Source organism: Desulfoprunum benzoelyticum (assembly GCF_014201505.1).
GTDB lineage: Bacteria > Desulfobacterota > Desulfobulbia > Desulfobulbales > Desulfocapsaceae > Desulfoprunum > Desulfoprunum benzoelyticum.
The window spans coordinates 1-22,035 of record NZ_JACHEO010000020.1; the positions used below are offsets into that span (position 1 = coordinate 1).

15 protein-coding genes are annotated in these 22,035 nt (G+C 64.5%); 4 read left to right on the forward strand and 11 right to left on the reverse strand.

All coding sequences use genetic code 11. The features are described from left to right. Nucleotides 1-107 precede the first annotated feature (107 nt). The 3 genes from HNQ81_RS14105 to HNQ81_RS14115 form a co-directional block, all read right to left on the reverse strand. Complete coding sequence (locus HNQ81_RS14105) at nt 108-920, reverse strand: DNA ligase (protein ID WP_205240261.1); 813 nt, start codon at nt 918-920, stop codon at nt 108-110. A gap of 204 nt (nt 921-1,124) precedes the next feature. Then, on the reverse strand, nt 1,125-2,486 hold the full coding sequence (locus HNQ81_RS14110) for a sigma-54-dependent transcriptional regulator (RefSeq protein WP_183351951.1): 1,362 nt from the start codon (nt 2,484-2,486) through the stop codon (nt 1,125-1,127). Then, complete coding sequence (locus HNQ81_RS14115; protein WP_183351952.1) at nt 2,476-3,648, reverse strand: sensor histidine kinase; 1,173 nt, start codon at nt 3,646-3,648, stop codon at nt 2,476-2,478. Before HNQ81_RS14115 ends, HNQ81_RS14110 begins: the two co-directional genes overlap by 11 nt. Nucleotides 3,649-3,998: 350 nt before the next feature. On the opposite strand from HNQ81_RS14115, the gene HNQ81_RS14120 reads away from it, so the two are divergent. After that, entirely contained in the window at nt 3,999-5,084 is a 1,086-nt protein-coding gene (locus HNQ81_RS14120; protein WP_183351953.1) for a peptidoglycan bridge formation glycyltransferase FemA/FemB family protein, read from the forward strand. A gap of 240 nt (nt 5,085-5,324) precedes the next feature. Continuing rightward, nucleotides 5,325-6,071 (forward strand): cytochrome c biogenesis CcdA family protein, encoded by a 747-nt coding sequence (locus tag HNQ81_RS14125; protein ID WP_183351954.1) that lies wholly within the window; start codon nt 5,325-5,327, stop codon nt 6,069-6,071. 4 nt (nt 6,072-6,075) lie between these two features. On the opposite strand, the gene HNQ81_RS14130 is transcribed toward HNQ81_RS14125, so the two are convergent. Next, nucleotides 6,076-8,184: a thioredoxin domain-containing protein gene (locus HNQ81_RS14130; RefSeq protein WP_183351955.1), complete on the reverse strand. Its 2,109-nt coding sequence runs from the start codon at nt 8,182-8,184 to the stop codon at nt 6,076-6,078. A gap of 184 nt (nt 8,185-8,368) precedes the next feature. On the opposite strand from HNQ81_RS14130, the gene rarD reads away from it, so the two are divergent. Beyond that, complete coding sequence (gene rarD, locus HNQ81_RS14135; RefSeq protein ID WP_183351956.1) at nt 8,369-9,274, forward strand: EamA family transporter RarD; 906 nt, start codon at nt 8,369-8,371, stop codon at nt 9,272-9,274. A 17-nt stretch (nt 9,275-9,291) separates the two neighbouring features. Further along, on the forward strand, nt 9,292-10,185 hold the full coding sequence (locus HNQ81_RS14140; protein ID WP_183351957.1) for a DMT family transporter: 894 nt from the start codon (nt 9,292-9,294) through the stop codon (nt 10,183-10,185). A gap of 148 nt (nt 10,186-10,333) precedes the next feature. Here the strand turns inward: HNQ81_RS14140 and HNQ81_RS14145 are convergent, their stop codons facing one another. The 7 genes from HNQ81_RS14145 to carB all read right to left on the reverse strand — a co-directional run bounded on the left by HNQ81_RS14145 (nt 10,334) and on the right by carB (nt 22,006). Then, nucleotides 10,334-11,617, reverse strand: coding sequence for a TRAP transporter large permease (locus HNQ81_RS14145; protein WP_183351958.1), 1,284 nt, complete (start codon nt 11,615-11,617; stop codon nt 10,334-10,336). Next, on the reverse strand, nt 11,614-12,279 hold the full coding sequence (locus HNQ81_RS14150) for a TRAP transporter small permease (RefSeq protein ID WP_183352003.1): 666 nt from the start codon (nt 12,277-12,279) through the stop codon (nt 11,614-11,616). The genes HNQ81_RS14145 and HNQ81_RS14150 overlap by 4 nt, the downstream gene beginning before the upstream one ends. A gap of 99 nt (nt 12,280-12,378) precedes the next feature. After that, complete coding sequence (locus HNQ81_RS14155) at nt 12,379-13,386, reverse strand: TRAP transporter substrate-binding protein (RefSeq protein WP_183351959.1); 1,008 nt, start codon at nt 13,384-13,386, stop codon at nt 12,379-12,381. 262 nt (nt 13,387-13,648) lie between these two features. Beyond that, nucleotides 13,649-15,781 carry a Tex family protein gene (locus tag HNQ81_RS14160; protein WP_183351960.1) on the reverse strand — a complete coding sequence of 711 codons (2,133 nt, stop codon included), beginning with the start codon at nt 15,779-15,781 and terminating at the stop codon, nt 13,649-13,651. A 64-nt stretch (nt 15,782-15,845) separates the two neighbouring features. Continuing rightward, the gene (gene folP / locus HNQ81_RS14165) at nt 15,846-16,652 is read right to left on the reverse strand and encodes a dihydropteroate synthase (protein ID WP_337833460.1); all 807 of its coding nucleotides are present in this window, start codon (nt 16,650-16,652) and stop codon (nt 15,846-15,848) included. Beyond that, on the reverse strand, nt 16,649-18,625 hold the full coding sequence (ftsH, locus tag HNQ81_RS14170) for an ATP-dependent zinc metalloprotease FtsH (protein WP_240191736.1): 1,977 nt from the start codon (nt 18,623-18,625) through the stop codon (nt 16,649-16,651). The genes folP and ftsH overlap by 4 nt, the downstream gene beginning before the upstream one ends. A gap of 156 nt (nt 18,626-18,781) precedes the next feature. After that, nucleotides 18,782-22,006 carry a carbamoyl-phosphate synthase large subunit gene (carB, locus tag HNQ81_RS14175; protein ID WP_183351961.1) on the reverse strand — a complete coding sequence of 1,075 codons (3,225 nt, stop codon included), beginning with the start codon at nt 22,004-22,006 and terminating at the stop codon, nt 18,782-18,784. Nucleotides 22,007-22,035: the final 29 nt, after the last annotated feature.

The window sequence follows — 22,035 nt, forward strand, 5'->3', positions numbered from 1 at the left end:
ATACAATGGTTGATCGGTTAACCTATATAGCCTTACAAACTCAGCCGGTCCCGCAGCGCCTGCTCAAGCTGGCTGAAGTTCGATGGTAATCAGATTTTGAATTAACATCAGGGGTCGCTGCGCACCCGCAAATAGGTGGGAAAACGCGGCAAGCCCTTGGCAGTGAAACCGCGGTATCGATAGGTGATCACCGTGCCCACGGGCGGCGGATTGCTGCGCTCGGCATCGCTCAAACCTGAACCGATACGAAATTCGCCGTCTTCGTTACGACAGCTGAATGCGCCCAGCCTGCCTGTGTACTTGCCTTTACCGGGGTGGTGCGCAGTCACTGTGCATTCCGCATCGTGCACGCTTTTCAACTTGAGCAGCTGATTGCTGCGTCCGCCTTGATAGGGCGCCTTTGGATCGCGCAGCATCACTCCTTCCCCGCCACCCGCTTCTATCTGCCGTAAGAACGCCTGCACCTGGGCAAAATCGTGTACCGGTTGCTGCGGGATACAGACGATGTTGGCCTGTGGATGTGCGTCCAGCCATTTCTGCAACACCGCCAGACGCTCATAGAGGTTGCCTGGCGCCTCCGGCACGTCGAAAACGTGGAGCTTGAGCTTCGACCAGTCGCCGCGATAGCTGCGCACCACAGCGGAGATGCGCTCAAATTGCCCACGACCGCTATACAATTCGCCATCAAGGGCAAAGGGCGGAAAATCACGGGTAAATTCAGGGGGCGGGGTAAAGGCATAGCCATTCCGGCTGAGCAGTTGCCTGGTGTTCCAGAAGGCACGTACGCCGTCGAGCTTTTCACTCATGGCCCAGCCAAGCACATTTTGTTGTTGGTACTCTTTGGCCAGCAGCAGGGCTTCTGCCTGTGCGGCGCCATTGAATACAAGCATGCCAACAAGCGACAGGCAAAGACAGTGCATGCCGGTTTTGCAATTTAGCCAGAATTGACGGATAGTTGTCAACATTGCCGAACCTCTGTGTTGAGGAAGTGGAATTGCCGTTGGACTTTATAGTGGCCTTTGAAGGAATACCATTGTATCGGATTGTTGCATTAAAGATTTTCGCGCACTTTTTCAAATCCGCGTCGGTGGAGATGGTCCTTTCGTGAGCATATGCCCCCGGGCTCAACCCTGCCGGCCGAGTTTGTCGCGCAGGGTCTTGCGGTCGATGCCGAGGATGGCGGCGGCCCGGGTCTTGTTGCCGTCGACGCTGGCCAGCACCGCGCGGATGTAGTCGGCCTCGTGTTCGGCGAGGCGGCGGTCGAGCCGCCGGGGCAGATCGAGCACCGGCCGCAGCGTCGCCGGCAGGTCCGCCGGCTCGATCCGCTCGCCCTCGGCCAGAAGCACCAGCCGCTGCACCAGGTTCTCCAGTTCGCGGACGTTGCCGGGCCAGTGGTAGGCGACCAGCCGGCGCAGGGTCTCGTCACTGAACAGGGGCGCCGGCCGCCCCAGGTCGCGGCCATACCGGGCGCGGAAATGGTTGACCAGCAGCAGCAGGTCGTCGCCGCGCTCGCGCAGGGGCGGCAGGGGGATGTCGATGACGTTGATGCGGTAGTAGAGATCCTCGCGGAACAGGCCGCGGTCGATGAGCTGCGCCAGGTCCTTGTTGGTGGCGAACACCAGCCGGGCGTCGATCCGCACCGGCCGGCTGGAGCCGAGCCGGTGAATGATCTTTTCCTCGATGGCCCGCAGCAGCTTGGCCTGCATGGCCGGGCTGGCGTCGCCGATCTCGTCGAGGAACAGGGTGCCGCCGGCGGCCATCTCGAAGAAGCCGCGGCGAGAGGCGACCGCGCCGGTGAAGGCCCCCTGGACGTGGCCGAACAGCTCGCTCTCGATCAGATGCTCGGGGATGGCGGCGCAGTTGACCGACACGAACGGCGCCCCCCGGTGCTCGCCGGCGTAGTGGATGGCGCGGGCGACCAGTTCCTTGCCGGTGCCGCTCTCGCCGGCGATAAGGACCGTGGCCGCGGTTCCGCCGGCCCGGTCGATGAGCCGGAAGACCCGCTGCATGGCTGGTGAGCGGCCGACGATGCCGTGGGCGCCGTCGATTGCCGGGGCGTGGTCGTGGGCCAGCCGCCGCCGGGCGAGTTTGGCGACCACCGCGCCCACCGTTTCGACCAGCTCGTGCTCGGTGAAGGGCTTGGCCAGGTAGTGTTCGGCCCCGGTCTTGACCGCCTCCACCGCGCCCTTGATGGTCGGGTAGCCGGTGACCATCATGATCTCGGTGTCCGGCAGGGCGGCGCGCACGTGACCGACCAGCTCCAGGCCGCTGGCCCGGGGCATGCGCAGGTCGGTGATGATCAGGTCGAAGGGCGTCGTCGCGAGCAGGGCCAGCGCCTCCTCCACCGAGGAACAGGCGGCGACCCGGTAGCCCTGATCCTCCAGCTGGGTCTGGATCACCTCGCGCGCGTCGGCGGCGTCGTCCACCACCAGGATGCGGCAGTGTTCCGGGGTCAGGAGCGCCTCGGTCGGTCGATCAGCTGCCATGTTCCGTCCTCCCCTTCGCCGCGGCCGCAGCTTCAACCTCCGCATCCCTGCGGGTTGGCAGGGAGATGGTGCAGATCGTGCCCCGGCCCGGGCGGCTCTGTACGTCGATGCGCCCGCCGTGGGCAGTGACGATGCCGTGCACCACCGACAGCCCCAGGCCGGTGCCCTCGTCCACCTCCCGGGTGGTGAAGAACGGCAGGAAGATCTGCTCCACGGTGGCCGCGTCCATGCCGGTGCCGGCGTCGGCCACGACCAGGCGCACCTCGCCCTCGCCCCGCTCGGTGCGCAGGCTGAGGGCGCCACCCTCGGTCATGGCCTGGACCGCGTTGAGTGCCAGGTTGACGAGCACCTGGGTGAGCTGGGCGCTGTCCGCCTCGATGGGCTCAAGGCCTGGGGCCAGGTCGGTGACCACGCGGATCGCGCTCCTGGCAAAACGCGGCTCGAGGATGGCCAGCCCCTCGGCGATCACCCGGTTCAGGTCGACCGGGCCGGTGCGGCCCACCCCGGGGCTGCTGAACAACAGCATCTTGCGGATGATCTCGCGGGCGTGCAGCGAACTCTGGATGATCCGCTCCAGGTAGCGACCCGCCTGCTCGGGTGCATCGATCTTCTTCGCCGCCAGTTGGGCGAAACCGAGGATGGCGGCCAGCGGTTCGTTCAGCTCGTGGGCCACGCCCGCGGTGAGCTGGCCCACCTTGGCGAGGCGGTCGGCGTGGCGCAACTGGCTCTCCAGCCGGGCGCGCCGCTCGTTGGCCAGATGGATCCCGATCATCAGACTGACCTGGCCGGCGATGGCCTGGAGCAGCTGGCGTTCCTCGGCCAGGAAGGGGTCGCCAGCCGGGTCGGCGGTCCGCCCCCGGTCAAGGGCGAACACCTCGATGGCTCCGCGCTCGTCGCCCTCCAGCGGCAGGTCGGCGTGCAGGACCTGGGTGGAGGCGGTGAACCCGTCGCTCTGAAACTCCTGCCCGGTGACGACGATGCGGGCGCATACCCGTTCCGGATCGTGGAAGGCCGAGGGCAGCACCCGGACAATGGCCTGCAGGACCTCGGCAAAGGTGGTTCCGCTGTGGGCGACGATCTTGGCGATCTCGTACAGGCAGGAGAGTTCCTTGTTGCGTTCGATCAGTTTCGCCCGTTCCTCGAGCAGGGCCTGTTCCTGCATGCTGTCACCTCCCTGATAAATCGCGGTGGCGGTCTCCCCGGGATGGGGAAGATTTGGTCACCGGGGAAAAACGCCCCGTTTTTCCTGTCCGTTCACCACTGGAAAAGCGGACAAAGGGCGCCCGTCGCGCGGTTGGGCACCGACATCAACTCCCTGTTGATGCGTACTTCTCGTCCAACATTTGCCTTTTCCTGTCGTCGCGGTCCCTGATTGGACAACCCGGCATGGATGTTGCTTCGATACACAACAGACCATGCCGGCCCCTTTCCGGGGTCGGCTCTTTTTTTGTTCCGTCAGCCCGCTGACGCCCTGCGATCGCACCGCAGGCGCCACTGAAAGGAGAAGACGCCGTGCATCCCACGCTCACGCCGAAACGACCACGGGAATTGTATCCGACCGACATCCTGTTTCAAAGCAGGTATTGGGGCGAAGTGAAATCCCGCCTCGGCTGGCGGACCTACGCCTTCGAAATCGACGGCTCGCCGGCGGCCCGCGACATGCTGGTGATCGTCAAGCCTTTCGGCCCGGACGGGGTGGCCGCCTACGTCCCCCAGGGACCGGAGTTCGCCCCGCCGCAGGAGGAGTACGGCCCCTTCCTCGAATCGTTGTCCGAATCGGTGGTCGACCAGATCGACGCGAATCTCACCTTCATCCGCTACGATCTGCCGTGGGAATCCCCCTATGCCAGCGAGATGCGTGCACAGCACTGGGTCGATTTCCCCGAATCCCGGGTCCGCGAGATGCGCATGAATTTCGGCACCGAGCGCTGGAACCTGCGCAAGGCGCCGGTGGACGTGACCGTGGCCAACACATTCGTGGTCGACCTGGACGGCGACGAGGCCCACCTGCTCGGCCGTATGAAGGCCAAGACCCGCTACAACATCCGACTCGCCGAGCGCAAGGGCGTGGGCGTGGAGGTCGGCGCGAAGGAAGAGCTGCCCCTCTTCTATCGAATGTACGTGCAGACCGCCGAGCGCAACGGTTTTGCCGCAAGCGACTACCGCTACTTCACCGCCCTGTTCGACGCCGACCGCAGCCTGCCAACCGACCCGGAGGTGGTGCTGCTCATGGCCCGCCACCAGGGCGAGCCCCTGGCCGGGGCGATCCTGGTCCTGTCCGAACAGGGGGCTCTCTTCCTCCACGGCGCCTCGGCCAACCACCGCCGGCAGTTGATGGCCCCCTATGCCCTGCACTGGCAGGCCATGCGCTACGCCCTGTCCCGCGGTTGCCGCACCTACGACATGGGCGCGATCTCGCCCGGTGACGACCCCGGCCATTCCTTTCACGGCATGTACCGGTTCAAGACCGGGTTCGGCGGCCGGATCGTGCACACCACCGGTTCCTGGGACTATCCGGTGCGCCAGGACCTCTACCAGGATTTCCGCAACTGGGAGACGGTGCTGGCCCAGCACGAGCCGGGTTTCGCCGCGGACTGAGGCGACCGTCCCCCCGCGATCCTGGACCGTCGCGGCGGGGCGATCCCGGGGCGATCGATATGGAACTGAGGGATGATGCGGGCGATCCGCCCGCTCTGTTCCCGTGATCTCTTGGAGTCTGCCGGCAAACATGGTACCTTGGGGACAATCGGCGGTCGCAGGCGGGCGGGATGTCGCCTTGCTGGCGCCGTCATCCGAGTGGCCGTGCGCCGCTGAACCCTCTCATGGTACAACGAGACAATGGAATTACAGGTCCTTATCAGTAAATGGCTGACCCAGATCGCCGCCTATCTCCCCTTCGGTTATTCCTTCGGCGCCGGCATGGTGTCGGCGGTCAATCCCTGCGGCTTCGCGATGCTGCCGGTCTATCTCACGCTCTATCTCGGGGCCGAGGACAGCAAATTCTATTCCCAGTCGGCACTGTTGCGCATCATTAAGGCCCTGTGGATCACGGCGGTCGTCACCGCCGGCTTCGGCCTGCTGTTCGGCATTACCGGCGGCGTCATCACCCTGGGCGGCACTTTCCTCAACCGGATGATCCCCTGGCTGTCGCTGCTGGTCGGCATCGTCCTGATCATCCTCGGGGTCTGGACCCTGATGGGACATTATGTGTCGTTGCCGTCGCTGCTCCGCTTTTCCGAGCGCTTCGGCGACCCCCGGCGCATGCGGGTGTGGGATTTCTTCATCTTCGGGATGGCCTTCGGCGCCACCTCGATGAGCTGCACCCTGCCGATCTTCCTGCTGGTGATGGGCAGTTCGATCGCCTCCGGCGACCTCACCGTCGGCATCCTCCAGTTTGTCAGTTATATCTCCGGCATGGGCAGCGTCATGCTGGTGCTGACGCTGGGGATCGCCGTGGTCAAGCAGGGGGTGGTGGTCGGGGCGCTGCGCCGGGTCCTGCCCCATGTCCAGAAAATCTCCGCTGTTCTCCTCTTCGTCGCCGGGGCCTATATCGTCTACTACTGGACCGCCAGCGAGCTGCTGTAGTCTCTTATTGCCCGAGGATGCGGGCCAGTTCCGCCGCATCGCCGGTCTCCAGCCGGCAGCTGAAGCCTTCGCATACCTGGGCGACGGCCCGGCCGTCCTTCTTCCCGACCTCGGCGATGAACGGCAGCAGGGTGGCGAGGTAGTCCTGGTTGCGGGCGCCGTCAGCCACCAGCACCGTGGTGTCGGGCAGATAGCGCCTGTTGACGGCGCCGAGCAGCAGTCGGGTGTCGTCGTCGTCCGGATAGCCGGCGATCACGACCTGCCGGGCTCGGCCCTGGTCGAGCAGCTGTGCCGCCAGCATCAGGGGCAGGGCGGCAGGCTGTTCCTCGAGGGTGGCGGCGGCGGCGCGGATGGTCTGCCGGCCCAGCTCTCGCCAGGAGTCGTCGCCGGTCAGGCGGGCCAGACGCAGCAGGACCAGCGCTGCCACCGAGTTGCCGGATGGTTCGGCGCCGTCGTAGCGATCCTTGGTCCGGACGATCAGTCCGCCGGCGGCCGGGGTATCGAAGAAACCGCCGGCCGGATCGGCAAAATCGGCGACCATCGTCGCGGCCAGCTTCAGGGCCTGCTGGAGGCGGAGGGGGCGGTGGTCGGCGGCATACAGGTCGAGAAAGCCCTGGATCAGGAAGGCATAGTCGTCGAGACCGGCGTCAAACCGGGCCTCGCCGTCGCGCCAGCGCCGCTTGAGCCGGCCCTCGACCAGCAGGTGCTCGAACAGGAAATCGGCCGTCTCCTCGGCCGCCTCGAGATAGCGCGGTTCGGCGAGGATGCGGCTGCCCTTGGCCAGGGCGGTGAGCATCAGGCCGTTCCAGGCGGTGATGATCTTGTCGTCGAGACCGGGCCGGGTCCGGCGGTCGCGCCGCTGCAGCAGGGCCTGGCGACCGTGGTGAAGCAGGGCGGCGATCTCCTCCTCGCTGCGGCCGAAGCGTTTGGCCAGATCGCGGTCGTCCAGCGCCCGGTAGAGGATGTTGCGGCCGGTGAACTCCCCGCCCGGATCGCCGAGGGCGTTGCCGCCCGGCTCCACCCCGTAGGCGGCCTTGAAGACCGGCGCCTCGCCCGGGGCGAGGACCGCGTCGATCTCCGCCTCCTGCCACAGGTAAAAGGCGCCTTCGCCGTGCTCCTCCGGATCGTAGGGGTTTTCGCTGTCGGCGTCCTCGGCCGAGAAGAAGCCGCCATGCCGGCGCAGATCCCGGAGGCAGTAGTCGAGGGTGGCGCCGGCGGTTGCGGCGTAGCCGGAGTGACCGGTCACCAGGGAGGCGTCGAGCAGGACGGCGGCCAGCTGGGCCTGGTCGTAGAGCATCTTCTCGAAGTGCGGCACCCGCCACTGCCGATCAACGGCATAACGGTGAAAGCCGCCGCCGACATGGTCGTAGATGCCGCCGGCGGTCAGGGCGTTGAGGGTGGCGACCAGCATCTCCATGGCATCGCGGTCGCCGGTCGCGAAGGCGTGGCGGAGCAGCAGCTCGAGGTAGGCCGGTTGCGGGAACTTATTGCCGCTGCCGAAGCCGCCGTAACTGCGGTCATACATGGCGCCGAGCGCGGCCAGGCCCTTCTGCGGCAGATCGGCGGCGAGATCCGCCTCGGCCTGGGCGGGGGCGGTGAGTTGCCGCAGCCAGGCGGTGATCCGGGCGGCCGAGTCGTTGATCCGACCACGGTCGCTGCGCCAAACCCGTTCGATGGCGGTGAGGATGTCGGTGAAGCTCGGACGGTCGGCGATCGGCCGGGGCGGGAAGTAGGTGCCGGCGAAAAAGGGCTGGCCGTCAGGCAGCAGAAAGACCGACAGCGGCCAGCCGCCGGAGCCGGTCATCGCCTGGGTCGCGGTCATGTAGATCCGGTCGAGGTCGGGGCGCTCCTCGCGATCGACCTTGACCGGGATGAAGAAACGGTTGAGCCGGGCGGCGACCGCCTCGTCCTCGAACGACTCGTGGGCCATGACGTGGCACCAGTGGCAGGTCGAATAGCCGATCGACAGGAAGATCGGCCGGTCCTCCTCCCGGGCCCGGGCGAAAACCGCATCGGACCAGGGCTGCCAATCCACGGGATTGTAGGCGTGCTGCAGCAGATAGGGGCTCTTCTCGTTGATCAGGCGGTTGGCTCTTCGGGTATGGTTCATCATCGACTCCTTTGGTCAGGGATGCCGGACACCCCGCGGGCTGCGGGTGGGTGGCAGGGACGCCGGCTCCCGTTTTTGCTGGCGGGATCTGGGCACATCTGCTAGAACGGACGGTTCCGTAGAATCAGAATAAGCATTATCGCCACCGCGTCGAATCAAATTCACCCGCGGCCGCTTTGGAGAACACATGGCCCGTTACAGCGGCATCATCGCCGCTTCCTGTGCATATATCATCTGGGGCGTCCTGCCGGTCTACTGGAAGGCCCTGCAGACCGTCCCGGCGCTCGAAATCCTCTGCCACCGGATGACCTGGTCGCTGTTCGTGACCCTCGGGATCATCCTCTGTGTCCGCCGCTTCGCCGCATTCCGGCAGGCCCTCGCCAACCGCCGCAATCTCGGGATCTTCGGCGCCTCCGCCCTGCTGCTCGCGGTCAACTGGCTGATCTATATCTGGGCGGTCAACGCCGGCTACATCCTCGAGGCCAGCCTCGGCTATTTCATCAACCCGTTGATCTCGGTCGTGTTCGGGGTCTTTTTCTTCAAGGAGCGGCTGCGCCCCGGTCAGATCGCCGCCCTGGTCCTCGTCGTCATCGGGGTGCTTTACCTGACGATCTACTATGGCCGCTTTCCGTGGATTGCCCTGTCGCTGTCGGTCACCTTCGCCGTGTACGGCCTGCTGCACAAGAAGAGCAGCCTGCCGTCGATGGACGCCCTCGGCATCGAGGTCCTGCTGTTCTTCCTCCCGGCGGCCGCCTATCTGCTGCTTGTCGAGTTCACCGGCAGCGGCGCCATCCAGGGCGGCACGACGATCACCGCGATCCTGCTGATCGGGGCCGGGGTCGTCACGACCCTTCCCCTGCTCCTCTTCGGCTTCGCCGCCCACAAGATTCCGTTGTCGACCCTGGGGCTGCTCCAGTATATGGCGCCGACGATCAGCTTCTTCATCGGCATCCTCCTCTACCATGAGGAGTTTCCGCGGGAGCGGATGATCGGTTTCAGCATCATCTGGACGGCGCTGGCCCTGTACCTGGCCGAAGGGACGATCCGCCGGGTACGGGGCCGGCGGGCGGTGCTCGGCGAGCTGCGCTCGTGACGGCGGGGAGAATGGCGATGAACGAAAAGTCGACGGGATGGCTGCCGGTGGTCTGCCTGGTGACGGCGATGGTGCTGTGGGCCAGCTCGTTCATCGCCCTGAAGATCGCCTTCCGTTCCTATTCGCCGATGATCGTCATCTGGGGCCGGATGCTGGTCGGCAGCTTCTGTTTTCTCTTTCTGCTGCCACGGTTGCGCCAGGTCCGCATCCGCCGCCAGGACCTGCGCTTTCTCGTGCTGATGGCGGTGTGCGAGCCCTGCATCTACTTCATCTTCGAGGCCAAGGCGATGGAGCTGACGACCGCCTCCCAGGCCGGGATGATCACCGCCATCCTGCCGCTCCTGGTGGCGGTCGGGGCCACGATCTTCCTCGGCGAGCGGATCGCGCGGCAGACGATCGTCGGATTCGCCCTGGCCATTGCCGGCGCCGGCCTGCTCAGCGTCAGCGGCGAGACGACGGTCGAGGCCCCGAATCCCCTGCTCGGTAATTTTCTCGAGTTCCTGGCGATGGTCAGCGCCATGGGCTACACGATTTCGCTCAAACACCTCAGCAGCAACTACTCGCCGCTGTTCCTCACCGCGATCCAGTCCTGGGTCGGAGCGGTGTTCTTTTCCTTCTTCCTCCTCTCGCCGTCGACGATCCTGCCGACAACGTTCGTCCCGCTGCCGGCGATGGCGGTGTTCTACCTCGGCAGCTGCGTCACCATCGGCGCCTATTTCCTCTACAATTTCGGGGTCAGTCAGTTGCCCGCCAGTCAGGCCTCGGCCTATATCAACCTGATCCCGGTGTTCACCGTGATCATGGGCTTCCTCTTCCTCGGCGAGACCTTCACCCGGCTGCAGGTCCTGGCTTCGCTGCTGGTCTTTCTCGGGATCTACGTCAGCCAGAAGCGGCCCCGTCCTCTGGCCTGAACCCCGGCGTGGGGGCGGCCGTCAGGCAGGGCCTGGCGCGGAGGGGCGGCCGTCGGTTGCGGCGGTACGGTGACGGGAGGGGCAGGGAGGAGGAGGGCGGAGACGGGAACGGATGCCGGGGCGGAACGCCCGCCCCGGCTTCGGGAACTCACATCATGCCGAGGACCTTCGGCAGCCACAGCGACATCGTCGGCCAGTAGGTGACCCCGACCAGGAAAACGAGCATCGTCAGCAGCCACGGCCAGACGGCGACGGTCAGCTCGGTTATCCCCATCTTCGTCAGGCCCGAGGCGACGTAGAGGTTGAGCCCGACCGGCGGATGGCACATGCCGACCTCCATGTTGACGACCATCATGACGCCGAGATGGACCGGATCGATGCCGAGTTTCATCGCCACTGGGAAGACGATCGGGGCGAAGATCAGCATGATCGACGACGGTTCCATGAAGTTGCCGGCCATCAGCAGCAGGATATTGACGGCGAACAGGAAGGCGATGTGGCCGAGGCCCTTGTCGAGCAGCCAGTCGGTCAGGAGTTGGGGGATGTTCTCGTTGGCGAGGATGAACGAGAACATGACGGCGTTGGTGATGATATAGAGCAGCATCGCCGACATGTTGGCCGAGTTGAGCAGGACCTTGGGCACGTCTTTCATCCCCATGTCCTTGTAGATGAAGACGGCGACGACGAAGGAGTAGACCGCGCTCATCGCCGCCGCTTCGGTCGGGGTGAATATGCCGCTGTAGATGCCGCCCATGACGACGATGATCAGCATCAGGCCCCAGACCGAGGCGCGGAAGGTGCGGAATCGCTCACCCCAGGAGGCCTTCGGCTGACGCGGGTAGTTGTTTTTCTTGGCCCGGTACCAGGTCGTGCCGCCGAGCATGGCGGCCATGATCAGGCCGGGGATGACGCCGGCCATGAACAGGGCGCCGACCGAGGTGTTGGTGGCGATCGAGTACATGACCATGACGATCGAGGGCGGGATCAGGATGCCCAGGGCTCCCGAGGTGGCGATGACGCCGGCGCCGAAGCGCAGCGGAAATCCGGCCTTGACCATGCCCGGGATCAGGATCGAGCCGATGGCGACGACTGTCGCCGGCGACGAACCGGAGACGGCGGCGAACAGGGCGCAGGCGACAACGCCGGACAGGGCCAGGCCGCCGTACCAGTGGCCGACCATCGAGGTGGCGAAGTTCAGCATCCGCTTGGCGACGCCGCCATGGGTGAGGAAGTTGCCGGCGAGGATGAAGAAGGGGATCGCCATGATCTCGAACTTCTCGATCCCGGAAAACAGTTTCAGGGCCACCGATTCGAGGGGCACCTGGGTCATGGTGAAGAGAAAGGTCAGAACCGTCAGGCCGAGGGAAATCGAGATCGGCATGCCGGTCAGCATCAGGACCAGCAGGACGCCGAAGATGACAATCGCGCTCATCGTTTGTCCTCCTTGTCTGTTGCCGTATGGAAAGGTTCACGCACTGAAATCTGCGGTTCTTCGGCCGGGATCTTGATCTCCTCGACGCCCTCGACATGACCGTGGTCATGTTTCGGCAGTTCGCCGGAGCGGATGAAGTTGACCGTGACCTGGAGGAAGCGGAAACACATCAGGGTGGAACCGAAGGGGACGGCGCTGTAGACCGCCCAGGTCGGCCACTCGAGGTCGGGGGTCGTCGGCCCGGCGAACATGTCGGGCGAGGCGAGGCCGAGTTTGGAGTAGACGGCGTAGTGCATGCCGTTCTCCCACACGAAGTTGAAACCGAAGAAGGCGACGATGGCGGTGAAGGTCGCTCCGGCCAGCAGGCCGAAGATGATGAACTTGCCGCGCAGCGGTTTCTTCATCTGGTTGATCAGAACGTCGACACCGACATGGATGCCGGTCCGGACCCCGTAGGCGGCGCCGAACTTGGCCATCCACACGAACATGATGATGCACAGTTCCTGGGCCCAACCGAGATTGAGTTCGAGCAGCCAGTCCTGGACCACCGGTATGGGCCAGCCGGCGGCATAACGGTGACCTACCGCCACAAAGATGATCAGGGTCGCCCCTGCCATGAGGAAGGTGATGAACCATTCCTCCAGATGATTGAGAAACTTCATTGCTGCTGCCATGACTGCTGCCGCCTCCTTCCCGGAATGAGGGCAGGGCGGCCGGCATTGCAGCCGGCCGCCCTGCTTCGTCCTTGATGTCAGTCGATATTACTTCTGGAAGCTGACTGCCTGATATACGGCGTCAATAGTCTCCTTGCCGATCCGGCTGGCCATCTTGTCATGGACCGGCAGCATCGCCGAGCGGAAGGCGGCCCGCTCTTCCGGGGTCAGGACGGTGACTTCGGTCTTGCCGGAGGCCTTGACCGCCTCGAGATCCTGGTCGTTCTTCTCCTTGGCGATATTGTTGGCGTAGTCGGTAGACTCTTTCATTGCGGTCTCGAGCTGGGCACGGATGTCGGCCGGCAGTTCATCCCAGAATTTCTTGTTGACGATGACCGCGTAGCCCAGGTAGCCATGGTCGGTGATGGTCATGTATTTCTGGACCTCGTGCATCTTCTGGGTATAGAAGTTGGAAATCGGGTTCTCGGTGCCGTCGACGACGCCGGTCTGCAGGGCCTGATAGACCTCGGAGAAGGCGAGCATCTGGGGGATGGCCTTGATGGCGCGCATCTGCTCTTCCAGAACCTTCGAGTTCTGGATCCGGAGTTTCTTGCCCTTCAGGTCGGCGGGAGTCTTGATCGGGGTGTTGGCGGACATCGATTTGAAACCGTTGTCCCAGTAGGCCAGGCCCTTGATTCCTTTCGGCTCGAGTTTGGCCAGCAGCGTCTGGCCGGCTTCGCCTTTGGTGACCTTGTGGAGGTCGTCATAGTTGTTGAAGATGAAGGGCAGGTCGAAGACCTCGAAGTCCTTGACGCCCAAGGGGCCGAATTTGGCCAGCGACGGGGCGAGCATCTGGACGGCGCCGAGCTGCAGGGCTTCCATCTCCTCCTTGTCTTTGTAAAGCTGGCTGTTGGGGTAGACATCGACCTTGACCTTGCCGCCGGTCAGTTCCTCGGCCCGTTTCTTGAAGAACTCGGCCGCCTGGCCTTTGGGGGTATCGACGGCGACGACATGACTGAACTTGAGGTTGATGGGGTCGGCAGCAAATGCCGGGGCTGCCAGGAAAGCAGCTGAGATCGTCAATGCGGTTAACGCCTTTGTCACAGTTCCAAACATGGTTCTCCTCCGTTAACATGGTGATGATGCGTGATACCCGGTCGAGTCGGGGACAATTGCCGTGCCTCCCCGGGAGCAAGCCGGATGCCCTACTTCTACTCACTGTTAAAGCAAGATCGGGACCAGGTATGCAATTTTATATCAAACCCTGCAAGATCGTTTCATTCGAAATGATAGAGGTCCAACCGGTGGTGATGAATTGGCGGAATTTCACCCATTGGCCGCTCTCGGCGTAGGGGAAATCCGCCAAGACGGCAGGTCGTCAGTCCTGCGTTTTCATCGACAGGGAGATACGTTTGCGGTCGCAGTCGACCTCCAGCACCCTGACCTCGACCTGCTGGCGGACCCGGACGACCTCGGCCGGATCCTTGACGAAACGGTCGGCGAGCTGGCTGACATGGATCAGTCCGTCCTGGTGGACGCCGATGTCGGCGAAGGCCCCGAAGCGGGTGACATTGGTGATGATCGCCGGCAGCACCATGCCGGCCTGGAGATCCTGAAGGCGGTGGATGCCGGCGGCGAAACGGAACGGGACGAAGGATGTGCGGGGGTCACGGCCCGGCTTCGCCAACTCGTGGACGATGTCTTTCAGGGTCGGCATGCCGATCTCCTGTGACAGATAGCGTTCCAGGACCAGGTTGTCCCTGGCGGCGGCCGAGGCCATCAGCTGCTCGACGGTGACGCCGGCATCAGTCGCCATCCGGGCGACGAGGCCGTAGCGCTCGGGGTGGACGGCGCTGGCGTCGAGGGGGTTGGCGGCGCCGCGGATCCGCAGGAAACCGGCGCACTGCTCGAAGGCCTTGGGCCCGAGGCGTGGTACCCGGCGCAATTCCGCCCGGCCGGCAAAGGGACCGTTGGCGTTACGGTGGGCGATGATGTTGCCGGCCAGCGTCGGCCCGAGACCGGAAACGGCGGTCAGCAGTTCAAGGCTGGCGGTGTTGAGCTCGACCCCGACGGCATTGACGCAGCTGACGACGGTCTCGTCGAGGGCCTTCTGCAGCTCGGCCTGGTCGACATCGTGCTGGTACTGGCCGACGCCGATGGCCTTGGCTTCGATCTTGACCAGTTCGGCCAGCGGGTCCTGCAGCCTCCGGCCGATCGACACCGCCCCGCGGACGGTGATGTCGTAATCGGGAAACTCGCGGCGGGCAGTCTCGGAGGCGGAATAGACCGAGGCCCCGTCCTCGTTGACCAGGGTGATGATAATATCCGCCGGCAGTTCGAGGCCGCGCACGAATTCTTCAGTCTCCCGGCCGCCGGTGCCGCTACCGATGGCGATGGCCTCTATCCCCTGTTCACGGACCAGGCGGGCAACGATCCGCCCGGCCTCTTCGGCCTGCTTCGGCCCCAGCAGGGGGTAGACCGTCGCGGCAAGGAGCAGACGGCCCTGAGCGTCGAGGCAGACCAGCTTGGCGCCGGTGCGGAATCCGGGGTCGAGCGCCAGCACCCGTTTTTCTCCCAGCGGCGGCGCCAGCAGCAGGTGGCGGAGGTTGGCGGCGAAGATCGCGATCGCCTCCCGGTCGGCCCTGCCTTTCAGCTCCCGCCGCAACTCGTTTTCCAGGGACGGGGCGAGCAATCGCCGGTAGCCGTCGGTGAGCGCCATCCCGACCTGTTGCCGCGCCGGCGACGACCGGAGGTGGCGGGCGGCGAGATCGTCGAGCGCCAGGTCCTCGGCCGGCCTGACCGTAAGCGTCAGCACCTTCTCGTTTTCACCGCGGAACATCGCCAGCAGACGGTGACCGGGGGCCTTGGCGGCCGGTTCCTGCCAGTCGAAATAGTCACGGAATTTGGCGCCCTGGTCCTGGTGCTTTTTCACGACCTTCGAGCTGATGTCCGCCAGCTCCTGAAACAGCCGGCGCAGACCGGCCCGGCTGGGGAGATCCTCGCTGATGATCTCGGCGATGATGTCCCGGGCCCCGGCCAGGGCCTCCTCCTCCGATGCCACCCCTTTCTCCGGGGCGATATAGGGCCGGGGATCGACCGGCGATGGCGGCTGGCTGAACAGGGCCTGGGCCAGCGGTTCGAGCCCCTTCTCCCTGGCGATCATCCCCTTGGCCCGCCGTTTCGGGCGGAAGGGCAGGTAGATGTCCTCGAGCCGGGCCAGCGTCGTTGCCGCCTCGAGTTGCTGCTGCATGGTCTCGGTGAGGACCCCCTGGGTCGCCAGCGATTCGGTGATGGCCGTTCGCCGCCTGGCGATCTCGGTCAGGGAGTGCAGCTGATCGCGGATGGCGGTGACGGCAACCTCGTCGAGGGAGCCGGTCGCCTCTTTGCGGTAACGGGCGATGAAGGGGATGGTGGCGCCGGCGGCCAGCAGGTCGACGGCGGCCTGGACCTGGACGGGGGAGAGTCGGTGTTGATCGGCGATAATGGCGATCGGGTCGGAGGCTGAGGTCATGATCCGCGGGTGGTTGCAGGTGTCAGGCCGTCGCCTACGACGGCTGGGCGATGATCAAAAGACTTTACTCGGCCTGGGCGATGGCCTCGGCCAACCGGACGGCCAGCCGGGTCGAGGCAACATCATGGACCCGGAGGTAGGAGATGCCGTGGTTGACGCTGAGCGCCGATACTACGGCGGTCAGCTGATCTCTCTGGGAGGCGGCGAGGCCGGTCAGCTCGCCGAGAAAGCGCTTGCGGGAGTGGGCGAGAAGAACCGGCAGGCCGAGCGCCGTGAACCGGCTCAGGTGTTTGAGGATGCTCAGGTTATGGTCGGCGGTCTTGCCGAAACCGATACCCGGGTCGAGGATCAGGCGATCGCGATCGACACCGCTGGCGGTCAGCCAGTCGATCCGCTCCTGAAAGAACTTCAGGAGATCGCCGACCACGTTGTCGTAGACGGGATTGACCTGCATATCGGCAGGAGTGCCCTGCATGTGCATGACGATCACCGCTGCCGTCGAATTCTGCACGACGTCGAGCATGTCGGGATCGTGGCGCAGGGCCGAAATGTCGTTGATGATGTCGGCCCCGGCGGCCAGCGCCCGGCGGGCGACCTCGGCCTTGACGGTGTCGATCGAGATCGGGATCCGGTGGCGCCTGCGGATGGCCTCGATGATCGGGATGGTGCGCTGCAACTCGTTATCGAGGGAAACCGGCTTGGCAAAGGGCCGGGTTGATTCGCCGCCGATGTCGATGATGTCGGCGCCGTCGGCGATCAGGTTCTCGGCATGGGCTACGGCCAGATCGAACGAATAGAAGGAGCCGCCGTCGGAAAACGAGTCCGGGGTGACGTTGAGGATGCCCATGATCTTTATGGCGGCTGGGGTCACTGGCGGTTCCCCTCCTGCTCCGGCGGCGGATCGGCTGCCTCGGCCTCTCCACCCTTCTCCCGGGATACCGCCTGCTCCTCTTCGACCGCCGTTTCGGCGGCCGGAGGGGTCTTTTCCGGCTGGGTCTTCGTCCTGGCGGTCGGCTTTTGCGGCTTGAGCTTGTCGGTGTACATGCCCGGCCGCAGGTCCTCGATCATCCCGACGATGTCCTCGAGGACGATGGTCTCCTTCTCGAGCAGGTCCTCGGCCATCCGGGTCAGGATGTCGCGGTTGTCCTCGAGCAGCCTGGTGACCTTGTCCGCCGCCTCGACGATGATCCGCTTGACCGCGACATCGATCTGGCGTGCCGTCTCTTCGCTGAAATCCCGGTGCTGGGCGATCTCCCGGCCGAGGAAGATCTGCTCTTCCTTCTTGCCGTAGGTCAACGGCCCGAGCTCTTCGCTCATCCCCCATTCGCACACCATCTTGCGGGCGAGAACGGTAGCCCGTTCGAGGTCGTTGCCGGCCCCGGTGGTGATCTCGTCGAAGATGATCTTTTCGGCGATGCGGCCGCCGAACAGGATGCAGATCGAATTCTCGAGGAAGCTCTTCGAGTGGGTGTACTTTTCGTCGACCGGCAGCTGCATGGTCAGGCCGAGGGCGCGACCGCGGGGGATGATGGTGACCTTGTGGATCGGGTCGGTCCCCGGCAGCAGCCAGGCCACCAGGGCATGGCCCGCCTCGTGGTAGGCGGTGATCTTCTTCTCCTTGTCGGTGATGATCATCGACCGCCGTTCGGCGCCCATCATGATCTTGTCCTTGGCCTTTTCGAGAATCTCGAGGTTGATCGTCTTGGCGCCGGTGCGGGCCGCCATCAGCGCCGCCTCGTTGACCAGGTTCTCGAGGTCGGCGCCGGAGAAGCCGGGGGTGCCGCGGGCCAGCACCTCCATGTCGACGTTCGGCTCCATCTTGGTCTTTCTGGCATAAATTTCCAGGATCTGCTGGCGGCCGCCGACATCGGGGATCGGCACCACCACCTGGCGGTCGAAACGGCCGGGGCGGAGCAGGGCGGGGTCGAGGACGTCGGGGCGGTTGGTGGCGGCAACGATGATGACCCCTTCGTTCGATTCAAAACCGTCCATCTCCACCAGCAACTGGTTGAGGGTCTGCTCGCGTTCGTCGTGGCCGCCGCCGAGGCCGGCGCCGCGATGGCGGCCGACGGCGTCGATCTCGTCGATGAAGATGATGCAGGGGGCATGCTTCTTGCCCTGGGTGAACAGGTCGCGGACCCGGGAGGCGCCGACGCCGACGAACATCTCGACGAAGTCGGAACCGGAGATCGTGAAGAAGGGGACATCGGCCTCACCGGCGATGGCCTTGGCGAGCAGCGTCTTGCCGGTTCCCGGCGAGCCGGCGAGCAGCACGCCCTTCGGAATGCGGCCGCCGAGGACCGTGAATTTCTGGGGGTCCTTGAGAAAATCAATGATCTCTTCCAGTTCTTCCTTGGCCTCGTCAATCCCGGCCACATCCTTGAAGGTCACCTTGTTCTTGCCCTGCTCCATCAATCGCGCCCGGTTCTTGCCGAAGGACAGCGCCCCTCCCTTGCCGCCGCCCTGCATCTGCCGCATGAAGAAGATCCAGACGCCGATCAACAGCAGCATCGGGAACCAGGAAACGAAGACGGTCATCAGCCAGGAGTCCTTCTGGACCTCCTTGACGGTGATGTCGACCCCGGCCTTGCGCAGCATCGGAATGATTTCGCTGTCGTTGATCGGGTAGACGGTCTTGAACGGCTTGCCGTCCTGCAGGGTCCCCGAGAGGACATCGCCGTTGATCTGGACCCGGGTGATGGCCTTGCTGTTGATGTTGGCTATGAACTCGCTGTAGGTGAGCGACGACAGACTTTCCTGGGGTTTGTTGAAAAGATTGTAGAGCAGGATCATGGTCAGGCCAATCACCAGCCACATGCTCAGATTTTTATAGAATGTGTTCAAGAAGACCTCCGGTGCTCCTGTTTTGATAATGCAGTGAACTTGGGCGGATCATCGGGCCGTGGGGAGCTGGATGAACCGGCTCGAGGACCCGACTCAATCGTTTAATGTAAGGCATCATCTGCCGCTGTCGAGGGGAATTCCCCTTTTTTCCGCTGTCTATTGTAGCGATCGCGTGAAGTATTGTACAGGCTGAACGCCGATCGCCTTACGTTTCATCTCCTGCATCGCCGTGACCACCGCAGCGGCGCCGGTGACGGTCGTGGTATAGGCGATATGGAAATCGAGCGCCGCTCTTCTGATGCTGTAGGAATCCTCGGTCGTGCGTTTGCCCAGGCTGGTGTTGACGATCCACGAAATCTCGCCGTCCTGGATCCGGTCGAGGATATGGGGCCGGCCCTGGGATATCTTGTTCACATGCTCGCAGGCGATGCCGTTGTCCTTGAGGAAAGCGGCGGTCCCGGTGGTGGCGCAGATCATGTACCCCATCTCGTCGAGGGAGCGGGCGATCGCCAGTATCGCCGGCTTGTCGCTGTCGCGGACGCTGATGAAGACGTTGCCGGACTGGGGCAGTCGGCCGCCGGCGGCGAGATGGGCCTTGGCGATGGCCAGGCCGAGGTTGTCGTCGATGCCCATGACCTCGCCGGTCGATTTCATTTCCGGGCCGAGCAGGGTGTCGACATTGGGGAAGCGGTCGAAAGGGAAGACCGCCTCCTTGACCGCCCAGTGGCTGATCTCGACCTCGGTCATCAGGCCGAGGTCGTCAAGGCTTGCACCCATCATGACCTTGGTCGCCAGTTTGGCCAGCGGCACCCCGGTCGCCTTGCTGACGAAGGGCACGGTCCGCGAGGCCCGGGGGTTGACCTCGAGGATGTAGAGGACCTTGTTCTGCACGGCGTACTGGACGTTCATCAGGCCGATAACCCCGAGTTCCTCGGCCATTGCCCGGGTCGCCTGCTTTATCTCCTCGATCAGCTGCGGCGACAGGGTATGGGGGGGCAGGACGCAGGCCGAGTCGCCGGAATGGATGCCGGCCTCCTCGACGTGTTCCATGATCCCGCCGATAATCGTCCGCCGGCCGTCGCAGAGGGCGTCGACGTCGACCTCGATGGCATCCTTCAGGAACTTGTCGATCAGGATCGGGTGTTCGAGAGTGGCGATGCCGATGGCGGCCATGAAATCCCGGATCCCCTGGTCGGTATAGACGATCCGCATGTCGCGGCCGCCGAGGACGTAGGAGGGGCGGACCACCACCGGGTAGCCGATGCGGTTCGCCGCCGCCAGGGCCTCGTCGAGGGTCGTGACCGTATCGTTGTCGGGCTGGCGCAGGCCCAGCTTCTGCAGGAATTTCTGGAAGCGTTTGCGATCCTCGGCCCGGTCGATGGCGTCGGGCTGGGTGCCGATGATTTTGACCCCGGCCTTCTCGAGCGGCACGGCGAGGTTGAGCGGGGTCTGGCCGCCGAACTGGACGATGACCCCCTCCGGCTGCTCCAACTCGATGATGTTGAGGACATCTTCCCGGGTCAGCGGCTCGAAGTAGAGCTTGTCCGAGGTGTCGTAGTCGGTGGAGACGGTCTCGGGGTTGGAGTTGATCATGATCGACTCGACCCCGATCTCCCGCAGGGCGAAGGCGGCATGGACGCAGCAGTAGTCGAACTCGATGCCCTGGCCGATGCGGTTCGGGCCGCCGCCGAGGATGACGATCTTGCGGCGATCGCTGCGGGTCGCCTCGTTCTCCTCCTCGTAGGTCGAGTAGTAGTAGGGGGTGTAGGACTCGAATTCGGCGGCGCAGGTGTCGACCAGTTTGTAGACCGGCAGGACGCCGAGCTGCCTGCGCAGGCCGCGCACGTCGTCGGACGAGGTGCCGGTCAGCCAGGCCAGCTGCCGGTCGGAAAATCCCTGCTGCTTGCAGGTGCGGAGGAAATCGCGGTCCAGGCCCTGGAAGCCGCGCTCCCGGATCCGGCCCTCGGTGTCGACGATCTGCCGGAGATTGTGGAGGAACCAGGGGTCGATATGGGTCAGGGCGTAGATCCGGTCCGGCGTGAACCCGCGCTTCATCGCCTCGTAGATGTGGGCGACGCGCCTGGAGTTCGGCACCCGCAGGCCCTGCTCGAGATCTTCGCTGTCGAGATGATCGAGCCGGTCCCGGCCGTCGCCGCCGAAGCCGAAGCGGCCGGTCTCGAGCGAGCGCATCCCTTTCTGGAAGGCCTCCTTGAAAGTCCGGCCGATGGCCATTGTCTCGCCCACCGATTTCATCGCCGTCGTCAGCACGTCGTCGGCCTGCGGGAATTTCTCGAAGGTCCAGCGCGGGATCTTGACGACACAGTAGTCGATCGTCGGTTCGAACGAGGCGTAGGTCTCGCGGGTGATGTCGTTCTTGATCTCGTCGAGAGTGTAGCCGACCGCCAGCTTCGCGGCGATCTTGGCGATCGGGAAACCGGTGGCCTTCGAGGCGAGGGCCGAGGAGCGCGACACCCGGGGGTTCATCTCGATGACCATCAGCTCGCCGTCGGCCGGGTTGACCGCGAACTGGACGTTGGAGCCGCCGGTCTCGACCCCGATCTCGCGGATGATGGCGATCGCGGCGTCGCGCATCTCCTGGTACTCGCGGTCGGTCAGGGTCTGGGCCGGGGCGACGGTGATGGAGTCGCCGGTGTGGACCCCCATCGCATCCATGTTTTCGATCGAGCAGATGATGACGACGTTGTCGTTCCTGTCGCGCATGACCTCGAGTTCGAACTCCTTCCAGCCCAGCAGGCTGCGCTCGAGCATGATCTCGGTGGTCATCGACAGGTCGAGCCCGGAACGGCAGAAATCCTCCAGTTCCTGGCGGTTGTAGGCGACCCCGCCACCGGTGCCGCCGAGGGTGAAGCTCGGGCGGATGATGATCGGGAAGCCGATGGTGTCGGCTGCCGCCATCGCCGCCTCGAGGGTGTGGACGATCGCCGACTCCGGCACCTTGAGGCCGATGGCCTGCATCGCTGCCCGGAACTCCTCGCGCCCTTCCGCTTTCTTGATGACGTCGATATTGGCGGCGAGCAGTTCAACTCCGTACTTTTCCAGGGCCCCGGTTTCGGCGACCTTGATCGCGGTGTTGAGGGCGGTCTGGCCGCCCAGGGTCGGCAGGATGGCGTCGGGCCGCTCCTTTTCGATGACCTTGATCACCATCTCCGGGGTGATCGGTTCGATATAGGTGGCGTCGGCCAGTTCCGGGTCGGTCATGATGGTGGCCGGGTTGGAGTTGATCAGCACCACCTCGTAGCCCTCTTCCTTCAGGGCCTTGACCGCCTGGGCCCCGGAATAGTCGAACTCGCAGGCCTGGCTGATGATGATCGGCCCGGAGCCGATGATGAGGATCTTGTGGATGTCGGTTCGTTTCGGCATGATTGTCGCCCGTTTGGCTGAATGTATGG